At 59.6% G+C, this 24,613-nt stretch carries 25 protein-coding genes; 19 read left to right on the top strand and 6 right to left on the bottom strand.

Annotated elements, in window-relative coordinates:
- Nucleotides 1–91 precede the first annotated feature (91 nt).
- Nucleotides 92–2,800, bottom strand: a complete 2,709-nt coding sequence (gene secA / locus BS627_RS21350) for a preprotein translocase subunit SecA (protein WP_077985153.1) — start codon at nucleotides 2,798–2,800, stop codon at nucleotides 92–94.
- A gap of 242 nt (nucleotides 2,801–3,042) precedes the next feature.
- On the opposite strand from secA, the gene BS627_RS21345 reads away from it, so the two are divergent.
- From BS627_RS21345 to BS627_RS21320, 6 genes are all read left to right on the top strand, one after another.
- Complete coding sequence (locus tag BS627_RS21345) at nucleotides 3,043–3,906, top strand: peptidylprolyl isomerase (protein ID WP_077985321.1); 864 nt, start codon at nucleotides 3,043–3,045, stop codon at nucleotides 3,904–3,906.
- A gap of 85 nt (nucleotides 3,907–3,991) precedes the next feature.
- Nucleotides 3,992–5,233 carry a bifunctional glutamate N-acetyltransferase/amino-acid acetyltransferase ArgJ gene (argJ, locus tag BS627_RS21340; RefSeq protein ID WP_077985152.1) on the top strand — a complete coding sequence of 414 codons (1,242 nt, stop codon included), beginning with the start codon at nucleotides 3,992–3,994 and terminating at the stop codon, nucleotides 5,231–5,233.
- Nucleotides 5,234–5,251: 18 nt separating this feature from the next.
- Complete coding sequence (locus tag BS627_RS21335) at nucleotides 5,252–6,028, top strand: GNAT family N-acetyltransferase (protein ID WP_077985151.1); 777 nt, start codon at nucleotides 5,252–5,254, stop codon at nucleotides 6,026–6,028.
- The gene (gene mutT, locus BS627_RS21330; protein WP_003522547.1) at nucleotides 6,025–6,438 is read left to right on the top strand and encodes an 8-oxo-dGTP diphosphatase MutT; all 414 of its coding nucleotides are present in this window, start codon (nucleotides 6,025–6,027) and stop codon (nucleotides 6,436–6,438) included. The genes BS627_RS21335 and mutT overlap by 4 nt, the downstream gene beginning before the upstream one ends.
- A gap of 171 nt (nucleotides 6,439–6,609) precedes the next feature.
- Nucleotides 6,610–6,924: a hypothetical protein gene (locus BS627_RS21325; protein WP_077985150.1), complete on the top strand. Its 315-nt coding sequence runs from the start codon at nucleotides 6,610–6,612 to the stop codon at nucleotides 6,922–6,924.
- A gap of 94 nt (nucleotides 6,925–7,018) precedes the next feature.
- Nucleotides 7,019–7,207 (top strand): Flp family type IVb pilin, encoded by a 189-nt coding sequence (locus BS627_RS21320; protein WP_077985149.1) that lies wholly within the window; start codon nucleotides 7,019–7,021, stop codon nucleotides 7,205–7,207.
- Nucleotides 7,208–7,226: 19 nt separating this feature from the next.
- On the opposite strand, the gene BS627_RS21315 is transcribed toward BS627_RS21320, so the two are convergent.
- Nucleotides 7,227–8,108 (bottom strand): methyltransferase domain-containing protein, encoded by an 882-nt coding sequence (locus BS627_RS21315; RefSeq protein WP_077985148.1) that lies wholly within the window; start codon nucleotides 8,106–8,108, stop codon nucleotides 7,227–7,229.
- A 143-nt stretch (nucleotides 8,109–8,251) separates the two neighbouring features.
- On the opposite strand from BS627_RS21315, the gene BS627_RS21310 reads away from it, so the two are divergent.
- The 5 genes from BS627_RS21310 to BS627_RS21290 are packed head-to-tail and all read left to right on the top strand — an operon-like array spanning nucleotide 8,252 to nucleotide 11,253.
- On the top strand, nucleotides 8,252–9,043 hold the full coding sequence (locus BS627_RS21310) for a ComF family protein (RefSeq protein WP_077985147.1): 792 nt from the start codon (nucleotides 8,252–8,254) through the stop codon (nucleotides 9,041–9,043).
- A 58-nt stretch (nucleotides 9,044–9,101) separates the two neighbouring features.
- Nucleotides 9,102–9,356: a glutaredoxin 3 gene (gene grxC, locus BS627_RS21305; RefSeq protein WP_003522552.1), complete on the top strand. Its 255-nt coding sequence runs from the start codon at nucleotides 9,102–9,104 to the stop codon at nucleotides 9,354–9,356.
- Nucleotides 9,357–9,389: 33 nt separating this feature from the next.
- On the top strand, nucleotides 9,390–10,250 hold the full coding sequence (locus BS627_RS21300; RefSeq protein WP_077985320.1) for a carbon-nitrogen hydrolase family protein: 861 nt from the start codon (nucleotides 9,390–9,392) through the stop codon (nucleotides 10,248–10,250).
- A complete protein-coding gene (locus BS627_RS21295) occupies nucleotides 10,247–10,675 on the top strand; it encodes a DUF1178 family protein (protein WP_077985146.1) in 429 nt (142 codons plus the stop codon). Before BS627_RS21300 ends, BS627_RS21295 begins: the two co-directional genes overlap by 4 nt.
- Nucleotides 10,676–10,683: 8 nt before the next feature.
- Nucleotides 10,684–11,253 (top strand): DUF3291 domain-containing protein, encoded by a 570-nt coding sequence (locus BS627_RS21290; RefSeq protein WP_077985145.1) that lies wholly within the window; start codon nucleotides 10,684–10,686, stop codon nucleotides 11,251–11,253.
- Nucleotides 11,254–11,260: 7 nt separating this feature from the next.
- Here the strand turns inward: BS627_RS21290 and ubiG are convergent, their stop codons facing one another.
- Nucleotides 11,261–12,007 carry a bifunctional 2-polyprenyl-6-hydroxyphenol methylase/3-demethylubiquinol 3-O-methyltransferase UbiG gene (ubiG, locus tag BS627_RS21285; RefSeq protein WP_077985144.1) on the bottom strand — a complete coding sequence of 249 codons (747 nt, stop codon included), beginning with the start codon at nucleotides 12,005–12,007 and terminating at the stop codon, nucleotides 11,261–11,263.
- 257 nt (nucleotides 12,008–12,264) lie between these two features.
- Between ubiG and BS627_RS21280 the strand changes: the two genes are divergently transcribed.
- The gene (locus BS627_RS21280) at nucleotides 12,265–13,020 is read left to right on the top strand and encodes an SH3 domain-containing protein (RefSeq protein ID WP_089153279.1); all 756 of its coding nucleotides are present in this window, start codon (nucleotides 12,265–12,267) and stop codon (nucleotides 13,018–13,020) included.
- 67 nt (nucleotides 13,021–13,087) lie between these two features.
- Here the strand turns inward: BS627_RS21280 and BS627_RS21275 are convergent, their stop codons facing one another.
- Nucleotides 13,088–13,345, bottom strand: coding sequence for a DUF2934 domain-containing protein (locus tag BS627_RS21275; protein WP_077985143.1), 258 nt, complete (start codon nucleotides 13,343–13,345; stop codon nucleotides 13,088–13,090).
- Nucleotides 13,346–13,629: 284 nt separating this feature from the next.
- Between BS627_RS21275 and BS627_RS21270 the strand changes: the two genes are divergently transcribed.
- From BS627_RS21270 to BS627_RS21250, 5 genes are all read left to right on the top strand, one after another.
- Nucleotides 13,630–14,700 (top strand): enoyl-CoA hydratase/isomerase family protein, encoded by a 1,071-nt coding sequence (locus BS627_RS21270; protein WP_077985142.1) that lies wholly within the window; start codon nucleotides 13,630–13,632, stop codon nucleotides 14,698–14,700.
- 169 nt (nucleotides 14,701–14,869) lie between these two features.
- Complete coding sequence (gene cysP, locus BS627_RS21265) at nucleotides 14,870–15,856, top strand: thiosulfate ABC transporter substrate-binding protein CysP (RefSeq protein WP_077985141.1); 987 nt, start codon at nucleotides 14,870–14,872, stop codon at nucleotides 15,854–15,856.
- A gap of 57 nt (nucleotides 15,857–15,913) precedes the next feature.
- Nucleotides 15,914–16,753, top strand: a complete 840-nt coding sequence (gene cysT / locus BS627_RS21260) for a sulfate ABC transporter permease subunit CysT (protein ID WP_077985140.1) — start codon at nucleotides 15,914–15,916, stop codon at nucleotides 16,751–16,753.
- A 3-nt stretch (nucleotides 16,754–16,756) separates the two neighbouring features.
- Nucleotides 16,757–17,644: a sulfate ABC transporter permease subunit CysW gene (gene cysW / locus BS627_RS21255; RefSeq protein WP_077985139.1), complete on the top strand. Its 888-nt coding sequence runs from the start codon at nucleotides 16,757–16,759 to the stop codon at nucleotides 17,642–17,644.
- A 5-nt stretch (nucleotides 17,645–17,649) separates the two neighbouring features.
- Entirely contained in the window at nucleotides 17,650–18,675 is a 1,026-nt protein-coding gene (locus BS627_RS21250) for a sulfate/molybdate ABC transporter ATP-binding protein (protein ID WP_077985138.1), read from the top strand.
- 7 nt (nucleotides 18,676–18,682) lie between these two features.
- Here BS627_RS21250 and BS627_RS21245 read toward each other — a convergent pair whose 3' ends face one another.
- Nucleotides 18,683–19,780, bottom strand: coding sequence for a DNA alkylation repair protein (locus BS627_RS21245; protein ID WP_089153278.1), 1,098 nt, complete (start codon nucleotides 19,778–19,780; stop codon nucleotides 18,683–18,685).
- 236 nt (nucleotides 19,781–20,016) lie between these two features.
- Nucleotides 20,017–21,453, bottom strand: a complete 1,437-nt coding sequence (locus BS627_RS21240) for an NAD-dependent succinate-semialdehyde dehydrogenase (protein WP_077985137.1) — start codon at nucleotides 21,451–21,453, stop codon at nucleotides 20,017–20,019.
- Nucleotides 21,454–22,059: 606 nt separating this feature from the next.
- Here BS627_RS21240 and BS627_RS21235 point away from each other — a divergent pair.
- Both BS627_RS21235 and BS627_RS21230 read left to right on the top strand, forming a co-directional pair.
- Nucleotides 22,060–22,566 carry a putative pterin-binding protein gene (locus BS627_RS21235; RefSeq protein WP_077985136.1) on the top strand — a complete coding sequence of 169 codons (507 nt, stop codon included), beginning with the start codon at nucleotides 22,060–22,062 and terminating at the stop codon, nucleotides 22,564–22,566.
- Between the two features lie 21 nt (nucleotides 22,567–22,587).
- Nucleotides 22,588–24,510: a putative bifunctional diguanylate cyclase/phosphodiesterase gene (locus tag BS627_RS21230; RefSeq protein WP_245307233.1), complete on the top strand. Its 1,923-nt coding sequence runs from the start codon at nucleotides 22,588–22,590 to the stop codon at nucleotides 24,508–24,510.
- The last annotated feature ends 103 nt before the right edge of the window (nucleotides 24,511–24,613 follow it).

Raw genomic sequence — 24,613 nt, 5'->3', positions numbered from 1 at the left:
GCCGATATCCGTCAACAGCGATCAAGTGGCGCAACGAAAATCACCCGCAACCGAAGGTGCGGGCGATTTCGTTTGACTGTCGGGAACTGCTTCAGGCCTGTTCGTAAACGCCGTGGCAGTGCTTGTATTTCTTGCCGGAGCCACAGGGGCACATTTCGTTGCGGCCGATACGGCCCCAGGTGGCCGGGTTTTCCGGATCGCGATCCCCCGCCGGCACGAAAGCGGCCTGCGCGCTCTGTGCCATTTCATCTTCACCCGTGAGAGGGTCGAGATGATGCGCCGTCATTTCCGGCAGCTCGGGCTGCTGCGGTTCCTGCTGCACGAGCTCAACGCGCATCAGCTGGGCGGTGACGGCCTCGCGCAGATTGGCGAGCAGGGCCTGGAACAGTTCGAAGGCTTCCGCCTTGTATTCCTGCAGCGGGTCGCGCTGTGCATAACCGCGGAAACCGACGACAGAGCGCAGATGGTCGAGATTGACAATATGTTCGCGCCACAGATGGTCGATCGTCTGGAGAATGACCGAGCGTTCCACATAGGTCATGATCTCGGGGCCGAAACGTTCCGCGCGCTCGGCGGCGTATTTGTCGGCGGCCTCGGTGACGCGCTGGAGAATATCGTCCTCGGCGATGCCTTCTTCCTTCGCCCATTCCTCCACCGGCAGGTCGAGATTGAGGAACTGCGCGACACCGGCCTTCAGGCCTGCAATATCCCACTGTTCGGCATAGGCATTTTCCGGAATATGCTTGGTGACGAGCGTTTCGATCACTTCGTGGCGCATATCGGTTGCGGTTTCGCCGATATTGTCTGCTTCCATCAGTTCGAGACGCTGCTCGAAGATCACCTTTCGCTGGTCGTTCAGCACGTCGTCATATTTCAGAAGGTTCTTGCGGGTCTCGAAGTTGCGGGCCTCGACCTTCTTCTGGGCGCGTTCCAGCGCCTTGTTGATCCACGGATGGACGATTGCCTCGCCTTCCTTGAGGCCGAGCTTCTGCAGCATCGAGTCCATGCGCTCGGAACCGAAGATGCGCATCAGGTCATCCTGAAGCGACAGGTAGAATTTCGAGCGACCCGGGTCGCCCTGACGGCCGGAACGGCCACGCAGCTGGTTGTCGATACGGCGGCTTTCGTGGCGCTCGGTGGCGATGACGTAAAGACCGCCGGCGGCCAGCGCCTTTTCCTTCAGCACCTTGATTTCGGCGCGGATAGCCTCTTCCTTCGCGTCACGCTCAGGGCTGGACTCCATGCCTTCCAGCTCGCGCTCGAGGCGCATGTCGACGTTGCCGCCGAGCTGGATGTCGGTACCGCGACCAGCCATGTTGGTGGCGATGGTAACCGCGCCCGGAACGCCGGCCTGCGAAACGATATAGGCTTCCTGCTCGTGGTAACGGGCGTTCAGAACCTGGAAATCGGTAAAGCCGGACTGACGCAGCATATGGGCCAGAAGCTCGGATTTCTCGATCGACGTCGTACCCACCAGAACCGGTTGACCGCGCTCATGCGCCGCCTTGATCTCGGTGATGATCGCCTGGAACTTCTCCTCGCCGGTGCGATAGACCTCGTCGTCCTCGTCGATACGCTGGATCGGCAGGTTGGTCGGCACTTCGATGACGTCGAGACCGTAGATATTGCCGAATTCTTCCGCTTCCGTCGATGCCGTACCGGTCATGCCGGCGAGCTTGGAGTACATACGGAAATAGTTCTGGAAGGTGACGGAAGACAGCGTCTGGTTTTCCGGCTGGATCTGCACCTTTTCCTTGGCTTCGAGAGCCTGATGCTGACCTTCGGAATAACGGCGGCCCGGCATCATACGGCCGGTGAACTCGTCGATGATGACGATTTCGTCGTTACGGACGATATAGTCCTTGTCGCGGGTGAAGAGCTTGTGCGCCTTCAACGCATTGTTGATGTGATGGACGATGGCGACGTTTTCGACGTCGTAAAGCGATTCGCCCTTCAGGAGGCCCGCCTGCCGCAGCAGGTTCTCGAGCTTTTCGGTGCCGTCTTCGGAGAAGTTGGCCGAGCGCTGCTTTTCATCGATTTCGTAATCTTCCGGCGTCAACAGCGGAATGAAGGCGTCGATGGTGTTGTAAAGGTCGGAACGGTCGTCCAGCGGGCCGGAAATGATGAGCGGCGTGCGCGCCTCGTCGACCAGGATCGAGTCGACTTCGTCGACGATCGCGTAGTTGTGGCCGCGCTGAACCATCTGGGCGCGGTCATACTTCATGTTGTCGCGCAGATAGTCGAAGCCAAGTTCGTTATTCGTGGCGTAGGTGATGTCGCAGGCATAGGCCTCGCGGCGCTGGTCGTCGTCCAGCCCGTGGACGATGACGCCGGTCGTCAGGCCGAGGAAACCGTAGAGCCTGCTCATCGTGGCCGCGTCGCGCTTGGCGAGATAGTCGTTGACGGTGACGACATGCACGCCCTTGCCGGCGAGCGCGTTGAGATAGACCGCAAGGGTCGCCACCAGCGTCTTGCCTTCACCGGTCTTCATTTCGGCGATGGCGCCTCCATGCAAAATCATGCCGCCGGTCAGCTGCACGTCGAAGGGGCGCATATGCAGAACGCGGCGCGATGCTTCGCGGGCAACGGCGAAAGCCGGGATCAGCAGGTCGTCCAGCGTCTTGCCATCGGCAAGCTGCTGGCGGAATTCCGCCGTCTTGGCCGCCAGCGCTTCATCGGAGAGCGCCTTGGTGGCCTCTTCCAGCGCATTGATGGCTGCGATCTTGCTTTTATAGGAGCGGACGCGGCGGTCATTTGCCGAACCGAACAACTTGCGGGCTATTCCGCCGAGACTGACCATATTACTGGCCCTTTCTGAAATTCCGTTTTGCCGGGCGCTTTTCTCCGTCACGCCGATTTCAGCATAAATGACGGACTTCGCCCTTCAACGTATCTGGACGCGAGGTTGCGTGACAGATAAGAGGGGGGGCAAATGATGTCAACGGTTCTGCCCGTTACAGAATGGCCACAATCCGGTGTTTGGAAGTTTTTTCAGAGCCGGAAACCATGTCTGGAGCCGGCATTGTCCCCGAAAGGTTCAAAATGTTGCGCTATAATAAAATTGCGGCTGCGGTGATTGTGGCCACGCTCGGCCTCCAGCTTCCGGCTTTTGCACAGGAAGACAAGGTTGTCGCCAAGGTCGGCGATCTGGAAATCCACCAGTCCGAACTCGACCTCGCCATGAGCAATCTCGACCCGCAGCTCGCGCAGCTTCCCGATGAGCAGAAGAAGGTTGCAGCCTTGTCCGGTGCGATCGACGTCAAGCTTCTGGTGAAGAACGCCAGCGCCGAAGGGCTGGAAAAGACTGAAGATTTCAAGAAGCGCATGGAATTCATCCAGGACCGTGAGCTTCACAACGCCTATTTCCGCAAGCACGTGGTCGACGCCGTCACCAATGACGAAGTAAAGGCCCGCTACGACAAGGAAGTCGCAGCCCTGCCGCAGGAAGAGGAAATCAAGGCCGCGCACATTCTCGTCGCCAGCGAGGACGACGCCAAGGACATCATCAAACAGCTTGATTCGGGCAAGGATTTCGCCGCGCTCGCCAAGGAAAAGTCGACCGATTCCAACAAGGATGACGGCGGCGATCTCGGCTGGTTCGGCAAGGGCCGCATGGTGCCGGAATTCGAAGAGGCCGCTTTCGGCCTCGAAAAGGGCGCCTACACCAAGGTTCCGGTGAAGACCCAGTTCGGCTTCCACGTCATCAAGCTTGAAGACAAGCGTATCGCGCCGCCGCCGGCTTTCGAGCAGGTCGAGCCGCAGGTTCGTCAGCTTGTCATGCGTGACAAGTACGTTGCCCTCATCGAGAAGGCAAAGGCTGACCAGAAGATCGAAATCATGGATGAGACGCTGAAGAAGGGCTACGACGAAGCCACGAAGGAACAGCAGGCTCAGCCGCAGCAGTAAAGACAAATGTTACGGGGCGGCTATGGGCCGCCCCGTTTCATCTCAGGCATTCCAGACCCCTTTTCCAGAATTTCAGGCGCTTCCCATGTCCGTTGCCGTTTCCCCGCTCGCTCCGAAATCCTATCCCGACATGCCGGCGCTGCGCGGCGTTCGCATGGCGACGGCCGCCGCCGGCATCAAGTACAAGAACCGCACTGACGTTCTGTTGATGGTGTTCGACAAGCCGGCAAGTGTTGCCGGCGTCTTCACCAAATCGAAGTGCCCTTCCGCCCCGGTCGATTTCTGCCGCGCCAATCTCGGCGGCGGCGTGGCGCGCGCCGTGGTGGTCAATTCCGGCAATGCCAATGCCTTTACCGGCCTCAAGGGCAAGGCCGCGACCGAATTGACGGCGAAATCCGCCGCCGCCGCCGTCGGCTGTGCTGAAGGCGAGGTCTTTCTCGCATCGACGGGCGTGATCGGCGAGCCGCTGGATGCAACGAAATTTGCCGGCGTTCTCGGTGATATGAATGTCAGGGCGGAAGCCGATTTCTGGTGGGAAGCCGCCAAGGCGATCATGACGACCGACACCTATCCCAAGGTCGCGACCCGCACCGCCGAGATCGGCGGCGTGGTCGTCACGATCAATGGCATTTCCAAGGGTGCCGGCATGATTGCCCCCGATATGGCGACAATGCTCTCCTTCGTGGTGACGGATGCGGATATCGAGCCCGCCGCCCTGCAGTCGCTGCTGTCTGCCGGTGTCGGCCCGACCTTCAATTCCGTGACGGTTGATAGCGATACCTCCACTTCCGATACTCTGATGCTGTTCGCCACGGGTGCGGCGGCAGAAGACGGCCAGGTTAAGGTGACGAGCGCCGATGACGAGCGCCTGTCCTCCTTCCGCACGGCGCTTAACGATCTCCTGAAGGATCTCGCGTTGCAGGTGGTTCGCGACGGCGAAGGCGCGCGCAAGATGGTGGAGGTCACCGTGACTGGTGCGGAAAACGACGCCGCCGCCAAGAAGATCGCTCTTTCCATCGCCAATTCGCCGCTGGTGAAGACTGCGGTTGCCGGCGAAGACGCCAATTGGGGCCGCGTCGTCATGGCTGTCGGCAAGTCCGGCGAGATGGCAGACCGCGACCGTCTCGCCATCTGGTTCGGCGGCGTGCGCGTGGCCGTCAACGGCGAGCGCGACCCGGATTATTCGGAGGCGGAAACCAGCGCGGTGATGCGTCTCGAAGACATTCCAGTGAAGGTGGATATCGGTCTCGGTCAGGGAACGGCCACCGTCTGGACCTGTGACCTGACTAAAGAATATGTTGCGATCAACGGCGACTATCGGAGCTGACCGTTGGAGCCGAAGAGAATGCAGGACAATAAAGCCGTCAATCTGCCGCTGGTTCGCCGTCTGGAAGCCGTCAGCTTCCGGGCATGGCCTGCGTCGTCAGTGATTTATGACGGCAGCTGGCAAATCCGCCTGACGGGTTCACACCCCTCCAAACGCATTAACTGCGTGGTGCCGCTCGATCCATCCGATTACGGAAACAGCGCGCTGCGGCTGGAAAAGGCACGCAAGCGTTTCGAGGATTTCGGCCGGCCGCTGGTGGTACGCGAAACGACACTGATGCCGCGGCAACTCGTGGATTTTCTGTCTGCTGATGGCTGGTCTGTCTTCGAAGAGGTCATGGTTATGACGGCCGATCTCTCCAGCATGGAGCTGCCGGAAACGCTGGTCAGTCTTCCGAGCCATGATATCGGCCGGTTTGTCGAAGCCAGCATCAAGGTCAGCGATGGCGATCCGGCGCTGCGCCCGGCAATCGCTGAAATCGTCAGTTCCATCAAACCGATGCTCGGCCTTTTCATCAACGAGGAAGTGGAGGGTAACCCGCTCGCCACCATGATCTGCGTGCAGGATAACGACCTTGCCGGCGTCATCTCGCTTGATGTCGAAAAGTCGCAACGTAAAAAGGGGCTGGGCACGCAGGTTCTGTCGTCGGCACTGCGCTGGGCCAGAATAAGCGGCGCAAAAACCGCCTGGCTGCAGGTCGTCTCCACCAATGCGCCTGCCATCGCCCTTTATCAAAAATTCGGCTTCTCTGAGGCTTATCGTTATCGCTACTGGCGCAAGGGTTCAGGTGAATGAGCGAGGCGGGAAAAAAAATCCTGCTGGTCGCCGCCTGCGCACTTCTCGATCAGGACGGCCGCATTCTTCTGGCGCAGCGTCCCGAAGGCAAGTCGCTTGCGGGCTTATGGGAGTTTCCAGGCGGCAAGGTGGAGCATGGCGAGACGCCAGAGGAAACCCTTGTCCGTGAACTGGACGAGGAACTGGGTATCAAAACCAAGGTCGCCTGCCTCGCGCCGCTGACATTTGCCAGCCATACCTACGAGACCTTTCACCTCCTGATGCCGCTTTATGTGTGCCGTCGCTATGAAGGCATCGCCCATGGCCGGGAAGGGCAGGCGATTAAATGGGTCAAACCCCAGGCGCTGCGCGATTACCCCATGCCGCCGGCCGATGAGCCGCTCATCCCCTTCCTCCAGGATTTGCTGTAGAACCGAGGGGTCACTACGGCCCTCCTGCCTTATCCCGTCACAGCTTCGTGAAAACACCTCTCTTCCAGTGCTTTACCGTGCCAAAACGGGGCTTCGTTAAGAGATCGTTCAGCACCCTCTGGCAGATTGTTAAGCTAAAGAAGCGGTAAACTGCGCGAGACGAGGTTGGTCATGAACGAGGATTTCTGGAAGACGGTGGAAGGTCGTCACTCTTATCCTGACAAGTCCCGTCGCACCGGCGTGCTCAATGTGGCGCTGCTTTTCGGCACGGCGGTTATCGCGCTCTCGCTGATCGTCACTCCCATGCTTGCCGGAAAATCCTCCACAAGGGTGGCGCAGTTTCCTGACAATTACGACATGATCAGCACGGGCTCCATCAAGAAGACCGATGTGGGCAAGACCTATTCCATCCGCCGCAGCATCACCCAGCCGATGCCGGAAACGCCCTGCGTGGTCATGGGTTATAGCAACGAGAGCGGTTGCTGATCGTTTACCATCAACGGTAACGGATTCCTCACATCGCCGGCCTAATATAAAGCTGATTTCAACAGGGTGGACGCCGGTTGTCGCAACGCGCCGGATGGCGGATGGGGAATATCCTGTGCTGCATTTTCTTATCAATTTATGCAAAAACGAAAACGGTGCGACAGCGGTGGAGTACGGCCTGATTGTCGGGGTGATTTCCGCTGCCCTGATCGTTGGCGCAGGCAGCATCAGCAGCAACATCAATGACGTGTTTCAGTTCATCGCAGACACTTTGGCCGAGTAGAAACCTTTTGGCTGATCGCTCAGGGCAGCTTCACCTCTGTTGTCTTCAAGGCATCGGCAAGCCGCACCTTGGCGGAACCGGGTTTAAGCGGTTTCTGCTGGCTTTCATGCGGCGCCCAGCCTGATACGTAAATAACCGAAAATGTCGCCCTTATCCGTCCGTCAGGATCGGAATATCGCTCGGCGTAAAGCTCTGCCGCGCGCAGAAAAAAAGCGCGGTTGAGCGGCTTTCTGCTGCGGCTTGCCAGTGGGTTGGCCATGCCCATGGCGCGCAGGTCGCGCATCAGCGGGAAAATTGAATCGTAACGCACCGTATAGCTTTCCGCATCGGTCACGGGGAGCGCAAACCCGGCGCGCTGCAAAAGCGCGCCGACGTCTCGTACATCGGCGAAAGGAATGACACGTGGGCTGGCACCTCCGGTCAGTTCGGCCTCTGCGGTCAGCAGCACGTCGCGCAGTTCCTGCAGGGTACCGCTGCCTGGAATGGCGCCGAGAAACAGGCCGTCCGGTTTTAATGCCCGCCGGATCTGGATCAGCGCGCCGGGCGTATCGTTGGTCAGGTGCAGGGCAAGCGGTGAAACGATGAGATTAGCGGAGGCCTCCTCAAGCGGCAGATGCTCCATGGAGGCGGCCTCGGGAATATTCGCATCCGTCGCGAAAGAACTCTCGGTTTCGATACGGCGAATGGTATCCACCTTGCCAGTCTCAGCCAGGCGTCGCGCCGTGACGCCGGTTCCGCCGTGAAGTTCGATCGCGGTCTCGAACTGGCGCTCGACGATGGCAAGCCTGTCGGCCAGCTCTTCGGCTGCCATATCGAGAAGAAACAGGGCCTTGTCGTCGCGCCTGGCCCACGCCCGGTGACGGTTTTGTTCGATCAGGGCCTGGTCAAAGAGAATATCCATCGTCTTGCCTGCTCGGCCTCAAGCGCCTTTGAGATCGGCGGGCCGTATCGTTGGTCTCATGCCGCTTGGGGCATCGTTTTCCCGGTGTCGGGAGGAAACTATCGCTCTCGCAAAGGCACCCGTTCGGCGGTAAAGTCAACCTCATGGGTGCTGGTGAAAGTCTGTTTTCGGGTTTGCTGTCGAAGTCTGCGGCCGTGCCGGCGGCGGCGGGAGACATGTGGCGTGCGGTCTTTCGTATGGTCTATCCGCCAACCTGCGCGGGCTGCACCCGCATGACCGGCGGCGAGGGCGCCTTATGTGCGGATTGCTGGCGGGATGTGGCCTTTATCGATCGTCCTTTTTGCGAGGTTCTGGGCATTCCCTTCGCGCGGGATCACGGAGACGGTTTCGTGAGCGCGCAGGCGATTGCCGAACCGCCGCCTTTTGACCGGTTGCGCGCCGTCGCAAGCCATGAGGGAACCGCCCGCAAACTCGTGCACCGGCTGAAATATCAGGACCGGACCGATCTCGCCCGCCTGATGGCGCTGTGGATGCTAAGGGCAAGCGACGGAACGGTGGATGCCTGCGATTGCATCGTGCCGGTTCCATTGCATCGCAACCGTTTCCTGCGCCGCCGCTTCAATCAATCCGCCGAGCTGGCCCGGCATCTGGCCAGGGTCGCCGGCAAGCCCTTGGCTGCCGGCACGCTGCTGCGTGTGAAGCCGACGGAGCGGCAGGTTGGGCTTTCCGCACTTGCCCGGCGCGACAATGTGCGCGGCGCTTTCTCGCTTGCGCCCGGCCGTGAAGGTGATTTCCATGGCAAGCGCGTGGTGCTGGTGGACGACGTCTATACAACCGGCGCGACGGTGGGTGCGGCAAGCCGCGCCCTGCGCAAGGCCGGTGCCGCGGATGTGACGGTTTTGACCTTTGCAATGGCCATTTCCGGGCCTATATGAAACGTGAATGACGACTTTATCGTGCGTTTTACCGCACGTTTGCGAGGGCTTCGAGAACATGGCACCGGTGACGATCTATACGCGGGATTTTTGTGGTTATTGCGCGCGCGCCAAGGCGCTGCTGGACAGCAAGGGCGTGGATTACGCCGAATATAACGCCACGACGACACCGGAATACCGGCAGGAAATGATCGAGAAATCCGGCGGAACGACCTTCCCGCAAATCTTCATCAACGGCCAGCATGTCGGCGGCTGTGACGATCTGCACGCGCTGGAGCGCGCCGGTAAACTGGACGCGCTGCTGGCCGCCTGATCGGCCGCGATTCTCGCGGGTATGGAGGATGTGATGAGTTTCAAGGCTGCCGCCATTCAGATGCGCTCCGGCGTCGATCCGGCAAGAAACGCCGCCGATATGGAACGGCTTGTGCGCGCGGCCGCGGCCGAGGGCGCCGTTTATGTGCAGACCCCGGAAATGACGGGTGCGATTCAGAAGGACAGGCAGGCGCTGCGTGCGCAATTGCGTGATGACGATGGCGATATCATCGTTGCGACGGCCGCCCGTCTCGCCGGTGAGCTCGGCATTCATGTCCATGTCGGCTCGACCGCGATTGCCCGGCCGGATGGGAAGATTGCCAATCGCGGTTTTCTCTTCGCGCCGGATGGTTCGCGCATTTGCAGCTATGACAAAATCCACATGTTCGATGTCGATCTCGACAATGGTGAAAGCTGGCGTGAAAGCGCCGCTTATCAACCCGGCGAAGTCGCGCGTATCGCCGAACTTCCGCTGGGGAAATTCGGCTTCGCAATCTGCTACGACGTCCGTTTCCCGCAGCTTTTTCGCGCTGAAGCGCTGGCCGGTGCAGAAGTTCTGACGGTTCCGGCGGCTTTCACCAGGCAGACGGGGGAAGCCCATTGGGAAATCCTGTTGCGCGCCCGCGCCATCGAAAATGGTGCTTTCGTCATCGCCGCCGCGCAGGCTGGCGTGCATGAGGACGGGCGCGAGACCTTCGGCCACTCCATCATCATTGACCCATGGGGCAAGATTCTGGCCATTGCCGGCGGCACTGGCGAAGAGATCATCTTCGCCGAGATCGATACGTCGATGGTGGCTGCCGCGCGTGGCAAAATTCCCAATCTGCGCAATGCCCGCGAGTTCGGACTGGACACTGTCATTCCCTTGAAACCTGCTGGAGGTGAAGCGGCGTGATCCGTTATGCGCTGGCCTGTGAAAAGGGCCATGAGTTCGAAGGCTGGTTTGCCGGTAGCGACGATTTCGACAATCAGTTGCAGCGCGGTTTCCTGTCCTGCCCGGTCTGCAATTCCGTGCAGGTATCAAAACTACTGATGGCGCCTTCGGTCTCTACCGCCCGCAAGAAAGACGAACGCCAGACGCTCGCCATGGATACGGCCAGAAAAGAGGCGATGGCGAAAATCCGCGAGGCTGTCGCCAATATCCGCGCCAGTGCCGAGGATGTCGGCGATAAATTTCCGGAAGAAGCCCGCAAGATCCACTATGGCGAAGCGGATGAGCGCGGCATCATCGGCAATGCCTCTGCGCAGGAAGCCAGGGCCCTGCTGGATGAGGGTATCGAGATCGCGCCGCTGCCGGTCTTGCCTGATGACGTGAATTGAGTTTGTTGATGTGGCTCGCGATCTATAATTTCGGAATACAGATCGCGCCCTATGACGATCCGCTTGTTGCAGGGTTTTCTCGCCGCGAGCCGCTCAACTTCCTGGCGGCGGAACGTTCAGAGGGGTTTATCGCGAGATCCGGTTATGATGGCGAGCCCGGTCCGCCAAGTTGGGGGGAGCAGGTTTTTCCGCGATTTCTGAAAGAGAACGGTGCCGCGAGCGGCGTCTCGTCCTTTTCGCTCTGGCGGGATATCGAATCGGTGATGGCCTATTCCTACGCGGGGGTGCATGCCGAAGCGCTGAAACACGGCCGGCGCTGGAACATTCCGCAGCGGTGGCCGCCGCTGGTCCTGTGGTGGGTTGATGCCACACACCAACCGATATGGTCGCAAGCCGTTGAACGGCTGGAACATCTGCACGACAATGGCCCGTCGCCGCGCGCCTTTCATTTCAAAACACCCTTTGGCCCAGACGGCGCTCCAACCGCCATCGATCGCGTAAGGGTGAAGAATATAGCCGAAGGAAATGCCGCCGGGCAGCAGGAGCTGCTTGCGCAGGTACAGGCTATTCCCGTCTGACGGCTCGCTACGTCGGTCGTTTCGCCAGCATCATGTAGTTGACGTCCATATCCGGTGAGAGATTCCAGCGATCCTGCAGCACGTTGTAAAAGACGCCGGTGCGGTGGATGATATCCATGCCGCTCGCCACCAGCGGCCGCTCGAGTTCTTCCGGGCGGACCAGCTTTTCATACTGGTGTGTGCCGCGCGGCAGCCAGCGCAGAACGTTTTCGGCGGCGAAGATTGCCAATGCGCGGGCTTTGAGCGTGCGGTTGATGGTGGCCGCGAACATCAAGCCGCCGGGCCGTACCATTTTCGCGCAGGTGGTGACGAAAAGATCGACATTGGCCACATGCTCGACCACCTCCATGTTGAGGATGACGTCGAAGGTTTCGCCGGCTTCCTGCAACTGTTCGGCGGTCATGGCGCGGTAGTCAACGCTTACCCCGCTTTCGCGGGCGTGGGTGGAAGCGATGCCGATATTCTTTTCCGAGGGATCGGCGCCCACCACATCCGCGCCCATGCGCGCAACCGGTTCAGAGAGAAGGCCGCCGCCGCAGCCAATATCCAATATGCGCAGCCCTTCCAGCGGGCGGTGCGCCTTCGGGTCGCGGCCGAAATTGTCGCAGATGCGGTTGCGGATATATTCGAGCCGCACCGGATTGAACTTATGCAACGGGCGGAACTTGCCGGTCGGGCTCCACCATTCCGCAGCCATCGCGGAGAAGCGATCCACTTCGCTCTGGTCGACGGTCGTCTGTGCGGTTTCGCCCATGGTTCTGCTCCATATTGCTGTTGCATTGAAGTCGGATGATTGCCCTCCGAAGTCAAGACCGGTCGTCCATTCCGGCGGCGATTTATCGGGCGCTCATTGCCGCAGGTGGAACTGATTGGATGCCTCATTTGTTTCATGCTGCGTTCATGCAGCTGCGGGTATTTTCCGATCGTGGCAGTATGCGGAACGCGTACTCGTCCGTCCAACACGGTGGATGCCGACAAGGGCAAAGCGGGCCTTTGCTTGAGGAGAAAGAAGTGAAGAAAAAACTGTTAGGCGCAATTGCGCTGGTGGCCATGCTCGCCGCGCCGGCACTTGCCGAGGCTGCGACGCGCGGTTTCGCCACCGCGAATGTGAATATGCGCTCCGGCCCGAGCACGGCCTATCCGGCTGTTGTAGTGATCCCGAATGGGGCGCCGCTCACCGTCCACGGCTGCCTTTCCGATACGCCGTGGTGCGATGTCTCGTTTGTGGGCGGTCGCGGCTGGGTAGCCGGGCGTTATATTGCCACGACCTACAGGCAGAACCGGGTCTATGTCGAGCCGCGTTATTACCGCGATCTCGGGGTGCCGGTGATCACCTTCGAGGTCGGCCGTTATTGGGACCGCTATTATCGTGACCGCGACTTTTACCGCGAGCGCGACCGCTGGCGCCGTCCGCCGCCGTCAGGTGGTTACTGGAACGCCACGCCGCCCCGCGCCGACTGGAATCGTCCACCTCCGCGTGACGAGTGGCGTGATCCCCGTCAGGGTGGTCCGAATGAGGGGCGCTGGGAACGTCGTTATGGCGACTGGAATGAGGGCGACCGAAATCAGAACAGGCCGCGTCGCGACGACGACCGCCGCCGTTTCGAAGATGAGAACCGTGACCGCAGTCGCGATGGCCAGCGGAACCAGGATGAAGGCCAGCGTCGCCCAGAGCGTCGCCAATGGGATGACCCGCGCCGTGCGCCTGCTTCGGAAAATTTTCGCAACGGCTGCCGGATCGGCGATCCGGGTTGTGACCCGCGCTAAACAGATAAAGCCCGGCATGATTGTCGGGCTTTTTTCATTTATGGCATCGGCTTAGCTTTACGGGCGGCTACTTCGTGGCGGCAGCCTTGCGGGCGCGAGCCTTGGGTTTTGCAGGGGCTTCCGCATCCGGTCCGGATTCTGCCGCAGCGGCCTTGGGAGCGGCCTTCTTGCGCGCGGCGGGTTTCGTCGCTTCCGATGTCTTCAGCAGCGAAAATTCATGTTTGGCCTGTTCCCAATGGTGCGCATCGCGCCCATGCGGGTGGCCTTCCTTTTCCCAGAGTGTATATGCCCGTTTACTGATCCATTCATGTTCCGAAACCTGCATGCTCGTCTCCCGTTGCTGTTGACAGCGCCTATGAGAAGGCGACATTCCGCTTTGGTCCGGCACACGCTCGACAGGAAGCAATGCCGGCATTTCCAGAGCCCATTACATGCCATGATTTTCCGGGCGTCAAGCAAACATGCTGCATTGCGAAAACGGATTTCCGGCATTTTCTATCTATTGAAGCGGTTTGAGCGAAAGACGTTCCCGCAGGACAAGATCAACATTGCGCGATCGCGCCAAGGCCGCCAAGATGGCGGGATGAATGGGCAGCGGAGGAGGCGACCTTGGAACGGAGAGCGGAAGCGGATGCACAGGTCATCATCGAAAAACGGGGAGGGACCGGCATCATTCGCCTCAACCGCCCGAAGGCCATCAACAGCCTGACATTGCCGATGGTGCGCGACCTGTTTCAGGCGCTTCAGCGTTTCGAGGAGGATCCTGATGTTTCCTGCGTGGTGCTGACGGGAGAGGGCGACAGGGGGCTTTGCGCCGGTGGCGATGTCCGCATCATTCACGATCTCGGCAAGGCGGGCGACCCGCAGGTGCTTGATTTCTGGCGGGAAGAATTTCCGCTTAATTATCGCATCGCCCGCTTCGCCAAGCCCTATATCGCCCTTATGGACGGTATCGTCATGGGCGGCGGCGTCGGCATTTCAGCCCATGGCAGCCACCGCATCGTCACCGAACGCACAAAACTCGCCATGCCGGAAACCGGAATCGGTTACTTTCCTGACGTCGGCGGCTCCTGGCTACTGCCACGCGCACCGGGCGAATGCGGCACCTGGCTGGGAATGACGGGCAACGCCGTCACTGCCGCCGATGCTATCTATGCCGGTTTTGCCGATTATAGTGTTCCTTCGGACCGTCTCGACGGTCTGGTCCAAGACCTGTCGCAAGCAGCGGATACAGACAGCATCGAGGCGGCGATCATGGCGCACGCAGTCGAGGCCGATGAAGGCGTTTTATCCATCAATCGGGATATCATCGACGCGACATTCCGTTTCGACACGGTCGAGGAGATTTTCGCCGCCCTTTCGGCGCGTGCGGATGCGTTTTCGCGCGAGACCCTCGAGGTCCTGCAAAAACGCTCGCCCACCAGTCTGAAACTGACCCTGAAGCTGCTGCGTCTCGGCCGCGAAAGCGCGAGCCTCATCGAATGCCTGGAGCGGGAATTCGCCGCCGGCACGGAAATATTGCGCCAGCATGATTTTTACGAGGGCGTGCGCGCGGCGCTGGTCGACAAGGACCGTAATCCCCTCTGGCAGCCGGCGCGGCTGGATGAGGTGCGGGAGGAGGACATTGCGCCTTATTTTGTCGCGCATTCCGGCAATCTGTTTCCCGATCATCGTCTTTAAACCGACGCAAAAGAAATCCGGCTTCTTGACGTATATGAAATGATCGCCTCTATAGTCGATGCTTTTTGGGCTAAATTTCCAGTGAGTGCACCCGGAAAGCATGACTGTTTCTCGCCCCTGTTGCCTTCGCCCGCTATGTTGAGCGTCATTCGAATTGCCGGGGGTATTCATGAAACGTCTTCTCATCATCGGTAGCGCTATTGCTGCTCTCTTGGCAGGTGCGGCGCAGGCGCAATCGCCGACAACCATCCTCAACGCGTCCTATGATATTGCCCGCGAAATTTTTGCGGCTGAGAATGAGGCGTTCATCAAGCAGCATCCGGGCGTAACTGTCGACCAGTCACATGCCGGCACCTCCAAGCAGGCCCGCGCCATCGTCGAGGGGCTGGAGGCAGACGTTGTCACTTTCAACCAGGTGACCGATGTCGATTTTCTGGTGAAGCAGGGCTTTGTTTCCGCCGACTGGAAGAAGGATTTCCCGAACGATGCGTCGCCGTTCTATTCCTTCCCGTCCTTCCTCGTGCGCGCCGGCAATCCCAAGAACATAAAGGACTGGGACGACCTTGCCCGCGACGACGTAAAGATCGTTTTCCCCAACCCCAAGACTTCGGGCAACGCCCGTTACACCTATCTCGCCGCCACAGCTTACGCCAAGGAGAAGTTTAATGGCGACGACGCGAAGGTTCAGGCATTCGTCAAGAAAATCTTCGACAATACGCCGGTGTTCGACACCGGAGGCCGCGCCGCCACCACCACCTTCGTTGAGCGTGAAATCGGTGACGTACTGATCACCTTCGAGGCAGAAACCCGCGGCATCGCCAAGCAATATGGTGCAGACAAGGTGGAAGGCGTCGTGCCCTCCGTGAGCCTGCTGGCCGAATTCCCGGTGGCCGTGGTGGACAAGGTGGTCGACAAGCGCGGCTCGCGTGATCTGGCGAAAAACTATCTCGATTTCCTCTATACCGAGGAAGGTCAGCGCATCGCCGCCGAATTTGGCCACCGCGTCCACAATGAAAAGGTTGTCGGCGAATTCAAGGACAAGTTCCCGGCCGTTCGCCTCGTCAACGTCGATGATGTCTTCGGCGGTTGGGACAAAATCCAGAAAGAGCATTTTGCATCCGGTGCGACGCTTGATACGCTTTATGGCAGCCGTTAATCACAGCGATACACAACAGGTAAAAGACCCGGCGGGAAACTGCCGGGTCACTTTTTGATGAATTGGGGGCGGGGTTTGAAGCGGAATGTTCTGCCGGGGCTGAAATTATCCCTTGGCGTCACCCTGACTTATGTCGCCATCATCGTGCTCCTGCCGCTCTCGGCGCTGGTGTTCAAGGCGGCAAGCCTCGGCCCTGCCGAATATTGGTCGATCATCTCTTCACCGCGCGCGGTCGCAAGTTATCGTGTTACCGTGCTTAGTGCCCTGGCCGCCACGCTCTTCAACGTCGTTTTCGGGCTGGCGCTCGCCTGGGTGTTGACGCGTTACCGTTTCCCCGGCTGGCGCATTGTCGACGCAATCGTCGATCTGCCGTTTGCACTCCCCACCGCCGTTGCCGGCATTGCGCTGACGACACTGTTCGCAGGCAATGGCTGGTTCGGCTCGGTACTTGCGCAATTCGGCGTCAAGGTGGCCTACACGCCGCTCGGCATCATGGTGGCGATGGCCTTTACCAGCCTTCCCTTCATCGTGCGCACCGTGCAGCCGGTGCTCGAAGACCTCGATCCGGCGCTTGAGGAGGCGGCGCAGTCGCTCGGTGGTTCCGATTTTGAAATCTTCCGCAAGATCATCCTGCCGCTGTTGACGCCGGCATTGCTGGCCGGTCTGTCGCTGTCCTTCGCCCGCAGCCTCGGCGAATTCGGGGCGATCATCTTCATCGCCGGCAATCAGCCGTTCTCGACGGAAATCACGGCGCTGCTGATCTTCATCCGGCTGGAGGAATATGATTATCAGGCTGCCGCCGCCATCGCTTCCGTGCTGCTCATCACCGCCTTCGTGATGCTGGCGGTGACCAATTATCTGCAGGCGCGCGCGCTTCGTTATACGGTGAGGGGCTGAGAGATGAGCGCCGTTTCTTCACATCGCAAGCCGCCGCGTGTCGGTGACGCGCCTCTCGTTCGCCGCAGCCTGATCGGTTTCGTGCTGGTCATGGGCGCGCTGCTGGTCGTGGCGCCGCTTATCGTCATCGGCATCGAAGCCTTTTCGCAGGGCTGGAAGGCCTATACGGCCACCATCACCCATCCCGATACCCGCCACGCCATCATGCTGACGGTGCTGACGGCGCTGATCGCAGTGCCCGTCAACACGGCCTTCGGGGTTGCGGCCGCATGGTCGATCACCAAGTTCGATTTCCCGGGTCGACGCTTCCTGCTGGTGTTGATCGAAATACCCTTCTCCATCTCGCCGATTGTCGCTGGTGTCGCCTATCTTTTCGTTTACGGCTTGCAGGGGCTTTTCGGTCCGTTTCTCGATGCGCATGACATCAAGATACTGTTTGCGCTGCCCGGCATCGTCATCGCCTCGATGTTCGTCACGGCCCCTTTCGTGGCGCGGGAACTCATCCCGCTGATGCAGGCCCAGGGCCGCGATCTGGAAGAGGCGGCAACCTCGCTTGGCGCATCCGGCTGGCGCACTTTCTTTTCGGTTACCTTGCCGAATATCAAATGGGCGCTGCTTTATGGCGTCGTGCTGTGCAACGCCCGCGTGATGGGCGAGTTCGGCGCGGTATCGGTCGTATCGGGCAATATTCGCGGCCAGACCAATACGCTGCCGCTGCATATCGAGCTGCTCTATCACGATTATCAAGCCGCCGGCGCGTTTGCCTCGGCCTCCATCCTCGCCTTGCTTGCAGTAGTCACAATCATCGCCAAGGTGGCGCTGGAACGGCGCGGCGCCGGGCGCGGGGCCAAGAAGACCAACGGCGATGCCGCCATCGCCACGGAGACCTGATTCCCATGAAAATCCGCCTCGAAAATGTGGTGAAGACCTTCGATACTTTCCGCGCCGTGCGCGATGTTTCGCTGGATATCGAAAGCGGCGAACTTCTGGCGCTGCTCGGTCCCTCAGGCTCCGGCAAGACCACGATTTTGCGCATGGTCGCGGGTCTCGAATATGGCGATGGCGGCCGAATCTTTTTCGCCGACGAGGACGCCACCAATATTCCGGTGCGTGATCGGGGCGTCGGTTTCGTGTTCCAGCATTACGCGCTCTTCCCGCATATGACCCTGCATCAAAACATCGCTTTCGGCATGAAAGTCTCGAAGGTGAAGCGGGACAAGGCGGCAATCGACGCCCGCGTCGAGGAACTTTTGCGGCTGGTGAAGCTCGATGGCCTGGGGGACCGTTTCCCGGCGCAGATTTCCGGCGGGCAGCGGCAGCGTGTGGCGCTGGCGCGTGCGCTTTCGGTCGATCCGAAGGTGCTTCTGCTCGATGAGCCTTTCGGGGCGCTGGACGCCAATGTGCGACGGGATCTTCGCCGCTGGCTGCGCGAAATTCACGATGCGCTGGGCATCACCACGATTTTCGTGACGCATGACCAGGAAGAGGCGCTCGATCTCGCCGACCGTGTCGTCATTCTCAATCAGGGCGAGATCGTGCAGCAGGGTACGCCGAAAGAGGTCTGCCGCCAGCCGAACAGCGCCTTCGTCATGCGCTTTCTGGGCGATGCCAACCGGGTCTCCGGCGTGGCGCGCGGCGGCAAGGTCTATGTCGGCGATAACGAGCTGCCTTTCTCCTATGCCCAAGGCGACGGCGCGGTGGACATCTATGCTCGCCCCGGCGATCTCGAATGGGAAGATTTGCATGATGGCATTCCGGCCTCTGTGGCGCGGGTTCTCGACCGCGCGGGCGAGCGTCGGGTGATCGCCAGCACCGATGGCGGCGACCTTCTCGAGTTCGACGTGCCGCCGGAAAACGATGTCGCCGCCGGAGACCGCGGTTCCGTCATCATCCGCCGGGCGAAGATTTTCCCGGCGGCGTGAGCCGCGATCAACCCAGAAGCTCGAAGGCGCTTTCCGCCACAAGCTTGCCGTTGATCATCAGGTCAACCCTGTGGATGCCCGGATAGTGTTTGCGGGTCGTGAAATCGCGTATGGCGCGGCTGATCGACAACGCGCACGTCTCGTCAGGCTGAAGCTCGATTTCTTTCCACTTGAAGACTTTCGCCGAGGCGTCGCCGCTCTTCTTCACGTAATGCACGGCGTAGTCGATCACCAGTTTCTGCGGGCGTTTCGCCGTTGAGGTGAAAGAGGCTGAAATCCGCACCGGATTGCCGAGCGCAACCTTGTCCGGCGTAACCTGAAATGCCGCAAGGGAAATTTCCGCTTCCTCATGCGCGCCGAGATGGGCAAGGGCGGCGGCGTCGCCCTTCTTGATCAAGGTGCGCAGGGCCTGCCGTGTAATCCAGCGCGTATGCGGATTGTCCTTCGGCCATGCATCGATGAGCGCCAGCACGAAAGCGGGATTGTCCTTGGTGATATCGTTCAGATGATTGGCGACGGATTTGCGCACATAAAGCGCCTCGTCGGCTTTCATGGCCTCAAGGATCGCGGTGACCGGCGAAGGATCGTCGATGAGAGGCTTGAGCTGGAACGACCATGGCAGGCGCGGCCGGCAGCCCTCGCTCGCCAGCCGCCGCACATGTTCGTTCTCGTGCCGTGACCACGTTTCCATCACGGCAAGGGTGGCGCCTAGGTCCTTCTGCAGAAAATGACGGATAGCGAATTCCGAGGAGCCGAAGCGAGTGAAATAATGCAGCGCTTCCATGGAAAGATCAAAATCATTGAGACCGTAGAGCGCCACATATTCCGGTAACGAAATGGATGCGAAGCCATTGCCGATGCCGGGGGCTGCGGCGGTCAGGATTTCGATGTTGCGGGCATAGTCGCCGGGAAGCGTGGCGTGCAGGCTCGTCGCCACTTGCCGCATGCGTTGCATGATGCCAAGCGCTTCAAGGTTTTCGGTGGCGAGCGCCATGAAGGCGGAAACGTCGAAGGGCGGATGAACCGCCTTGGTCTGATCGGCGATATGCCGCAGTTTTTCGCGGTTGAAGATTTCCTTCAATGCCGGTGCCGCCGTGTCGTTCATAATGCCCCCAAAGTTCACTTTTTGTTCTTTTAGGGGATGGTGAAGTGTGAGGCAAGATAAGGCTGAGCGATTTTCAGACAGACTGCGTGGTTGCAGCTCGCTTCTTCTCCCCGTCCGGGAAGAAGGTCGCGGCAGCGGGATGAGAGGGCAAGGGTAGCGATAAGTCGCGATCTTGCCCCCTCATCCGACCCTTCGGGCCACCTTCTCCCCGGCGGGGAGAAGAAATTTTGGAACACTCAGCTCATCTGGCTGACGAATTTGGTCTCCAGATAGGCCTGAACCGCCTCCGAGCCGCCTTCCGTGCCGTAACCGGAATCCTTGATGCCGCCGAAGGGGACTTCCGGAAGCGCAAGGCCGTTATGGTTGATGGTCAGCATGCCGGCCTCGACCTGCTGGCCGAGTGCATGCGCGGTCTTGACCGAGCCGGTGAAGGCATAGGATGCAAGGCCGAAGGGCAGGCGGTTCGCCTCGGTGATGGCGTCATCGAAGCTCGAGAAGCGATTGATGATGGCGACTGGGCCGAAGGGTTCGTCATTCATGATTTTGGCGGTGGTCGGCACATTGGCGAGAACCGTCGGCTCGAAGAAATTGCCCTTGTTGCCGATGCGGCGGCCGCCGGTCTTCAATTCCGCGCCATGGGAAACGGCGTCGTTGATGAGGCCTTCCAGCGCCGGAATGCGGCGCTCATTGGCGAGCGGCCCCATGATGACGCCGTCTTCCAGCCCGTTGCCGACCTTGATGGCCTTCGTCGCTTCCACGAAACCTTCAAGGAAACGGTCGGCCACGCCGTCCTGCACGAGGAAGCGGGTGGGGGCGACGCAAACCTGGCCGGCATTGCGGAATTTCGCAAGTGAGGTGACCTCTATCGCCTTGTCGATATCGGCATCATCAAAGATCATGACGGGCGCATGGCCGCCAAGCTCCATCGTGGCGCGTTTCATGTGCTTGCCTGCCAGCGCCGCCAGATGTTTGCCGACGGGGGTGGAGCCCGTGAAGGAAATCTTGCGGATGACCGGATGCGGGATCAGATATTCCGAAATTTCAGAGGGAACGCCGTAAACGAGGCCGATGACGCCAGCCGGGACACCCGCATCCACGAAAGCGCGGATGAGTTCGGCCGGCGATGCCGGTGTTTCCTCCGGTGCCTTGACGATGATGGAGCAGCCGGTGGCAAGCGCTGCGGACAGCTTGCGGACGATCTGGTTGATCGGGAAGTTCCAAGGCGTGAATGCCGCCACAGGGCCGACCGGCAACTTGATGGCAAGCTGCGAAACGCCGGTCGCACGCGCGGGAATGACCTGGCCATAGGTGCGGCGGGCTTCTTCCGCGAACCAGTCGATGGTATCGGCGGCGCCCATGATTTCGGTGGCGGATTGCGCCAGCGGCTTACCCTGCTCGCGGGTCATGATGTAGGCGATCTTATCCTTGCGCTCGCGCAGGATATCGGCCGCCTTGCGCATGATCTTCGAACGCTCGTAGGGGGAGGTGTCGCGCCACAGCTTGAAACCGCGCTCGGCAGCGGCCAGCGCCAGATCGAGGTCTTCCTTCTCGGCATGGGCAATCGCGCCGATGATCTCGTCGGTTGCCGGATCGGACACGGCGATCGTCTTTCCGGAAACGGCGTCTCGCCATTCGCCATCAATGAGAAGTTTGATGTCGGGATAGGTGTGCATTGGGGCTACCTTCATGATGCGGACGATACGGCGGATGCCGTCCGGCCCGGAGACGTGAACAGAATTTTCCTGGCCGGACGATATCCGGCATCGCGGCTTTCGCTGCGCGGAATATGTGTCTGGATATTTCCGACGGGGCTAGTGGAATTGCCGGAAACGACAGCCTTTATATTAAGGTCCGGGCGACGTGTTTCAACCGTGCACACCGGCAATCGGCACGATTTTTCCGCGGCGGAGAATCTGTCATCCCTCTTTCACCCCGGCGCGCAGACGGGGCGCCGCGTATCCGGCTGCCTCAGACGAATCAGATGAGGTGCGCGGTGAAGGAAAGGTTCTCGACACAATTCGGCCTTTGCCCAACCGGGTGAATTATCGGGAGGGTCTCCGCAGTCTGCCACTTGCGTCATATCGGGGCGTGTGGCCCGAAAAATTACAATAAGGCGGAAAAATTATCCAAAGGGTTTACTCAAAACCTAGAGAAAATACGGATAAAATCTCAGTGAGGATATAACACTGATTCCTGATATATATTACTGGCACCGGTTCACTTGAACTTCAAAGGTTGGCGAAAACCCTCGACCTGAACGTTATCGATGGAGAAAAAGCATGAGTTTCGCCCGGGTACTTCTCAGTGCGTTCTTGTCGCTCGCGTGGCTTTCCTGCGCCGAAGCCGGCGAAATTGCCAAACCGCAAGGAAAACCGATATTAACCATATCCGGCAACATCACCAATACGAATGCCGAAGGCGATGCGGTGTTTGATCGTGACATGCTGGAAGCGCTTGGCATGGACACAGTGGAAACAATGACACCCTGGCATGATGGCCGGGTCCGTTTCGATGGTGTTTCGCTGGCAAAATTGATGGATCTCGTCGGCGCAAAGGGCACCAGCGTCACGGCAGTCGCTCTCAACGACTATGTCAGCACGATACCTATTGAAGATTTTAAGAAATTTAACGTTATCCTGGCGATCAAGCTGGATGGCAATTACATGACAGTTCGCGAAAAAGGCCCGTTGTTCGTCATCTATCCTTATGACAGCGATCCGGAGCTGCAGAAGCAGACATACTACTCGCGATCAGCATGGCAAGTTGCCAAACTGATAGTGGAATAAAGGTGCCGTTTGCGAAAACTTGTGGCGGTGATCATCTGTTGCTTCGTCCTGGCAACGGGCTATATCGCTTTCGTCATTGCCGAGCGGCAGACTGCTCTGCAGAAATTCGCCCGCTACAATGATTCCTGGGCCGTCAGCCAGACGGTTGCAGAATATCTGCGTCTCCAGAACAAGCTGGCCGTATTCGCCCTTGACCCCGGCAAGATTGATCGGGACGAACTGCAGTTGCGTCTGGATATTATGCTGAGCCGTCTGGAGCTTCTGAAACAGGGAAATCTGGGCGCCTTCATCAATGAGAAACAGCAGTGGCGGGATCTCGTAACCCATCTTGATGCGGTTCTGGTCCATCTTGAGCAGCGGATGAGCGATCTCAATCCGGCCGAGGTTCCGGATATTCTTTCCGCGATGAGCGCGCTCGACGCGCCGATGACGACGCTCGCCTCGTCTTCCGTCGCTTTTGACGTCAACCTTATCGACACCGCCCATGAGGATGTGCGCAAGCTGCATATCGTTTATACGGCGCTGGCCGGCGGCCTTATACTGTGTGGTATCGCGCTTGTCATATTGCTGCTCCGCCAGAACGATCTCCTGAACCGGGCGCAGAAAAGCATGCGTGGTCTGACGGACGATCTGCGTGCCGCCACGCTGGAATTGCAGGCCAAGAATGTCCGGCTCGAACATGACGCCTATCACGACGCGCTGACGGGACTGCCGAACCGCGCGCTTTTCCGGCGGGAGTTGATCGAGAGATTGCGTCGATCCTTCGGCGGGACTGGAACGACAGCCATCCTTCTGCTCGATCTGGACGGGTTCAAGGACGTCAACGATACGCTCGGCCATGACGCCGGCGATGCCCTGCTTCAGGCCGTGGCGCAGCGCCTGTCGGGCATCGGAGGCGATTATGATATGGTCTGCCGTCTGGGCGGTGACGAATTCGCCGTCGTCTCCGACGATCTGAACGAGGATTCCGCCCGCCGCATCGCCAACAGGCTTATCGACCAGATCAGCCGCACCTACCAGCTTGGCGAGCAGGAGGTCAAAATCGGCACCTGCATCGGCATCGCCATATCGCACGGCGCCGTCGACGCGGATGAATTGTTCAAGCGCGCGGATCTGGCGCTTTATGAGGCGAAAGCCATCGGCCCCGGCCGGGCGAGTGTCTTCAAGGTCCGCATGCAGAAGCAGCTGACCGAGAAAAAGTCTTTCGAGGCTGACTTGCAGACCGCTCTGCAGAACGACGAGATGGAAGTCTATTACCAGCCGCAGGTGGCGACGCAGACACGCAAGCTTTGCGGCTTCGAGGCGCTGCTGCGATGGAAACATCCGGTGCGGGGCGATGTGCCGCCCAGCGTGTTCATTCCCGTTGCGGAAAGAACCGGCCTCATCCATTCGCTCGGAAAATGGGTGATGGAAACCGCCTGCCGCGAGGCGATGGGCTGGGACGAGGACATGAAAGTGGCGGTCAATCTGTCGCCAGTCCAGTTCCACAGCACCAGCCTCATCCAGAACGTCATGGGCGCGCTTGAGAAAAGCGGGCTGGAACCCAGCCGGCTCGAACTTGAAATCACCGAATCGATCCTGCTCAACAAGAGCGACCAGACGATCAACACACTTTCACGGCTGAAAGCCGTCGGCATCCAGATCGCCATGGATGATTTCGGGACAGGTTATTCATCGCTCGCCAATCTGCGCGGCGTGCCTTTCGACAAGATCAAGATCGACCGCTCGTTCCTGCGCGATATCACCAGCGACCGCGACGCGCTGGCGATCGTGGAATTCGTGGTCGGCGTCGGCCGCAGTCTGCGGATGACGACGATTGCGGAAGGTATCGAGACGGAAGAGCAATATGAATGTGTCAGGCGTCTGGGGTGCGATCAGGTTCAGGGATATCTGATCAGCAGACCGTTGCCGGCCAAGGAGCTTGTGGCCTGGAGTTCCGTCTGAGGCGCGCCTGTTTTGGCGGCGACCGTATCTTGGATTTTTTACCACGTCATAGTGTTGCTTGCGAAAACCGATACCGGTTGGTGCAACGATGCTGTAGAGCATT

It is taken from the genome of Agrobacterium salinitolerans (assembly GCF_002008225.1).
GTDB classification, from domain to species: domain Bacteria; phylum Pseudomonadota; class Alphaproteobacteria; order Rhizobiales; family Rhizobiaceae; genus Agrobacterium; species Agrobacterium salinitolerans.
This window is presented reverse-complemented; position numbering and strand designations above follow the sequence as displayed.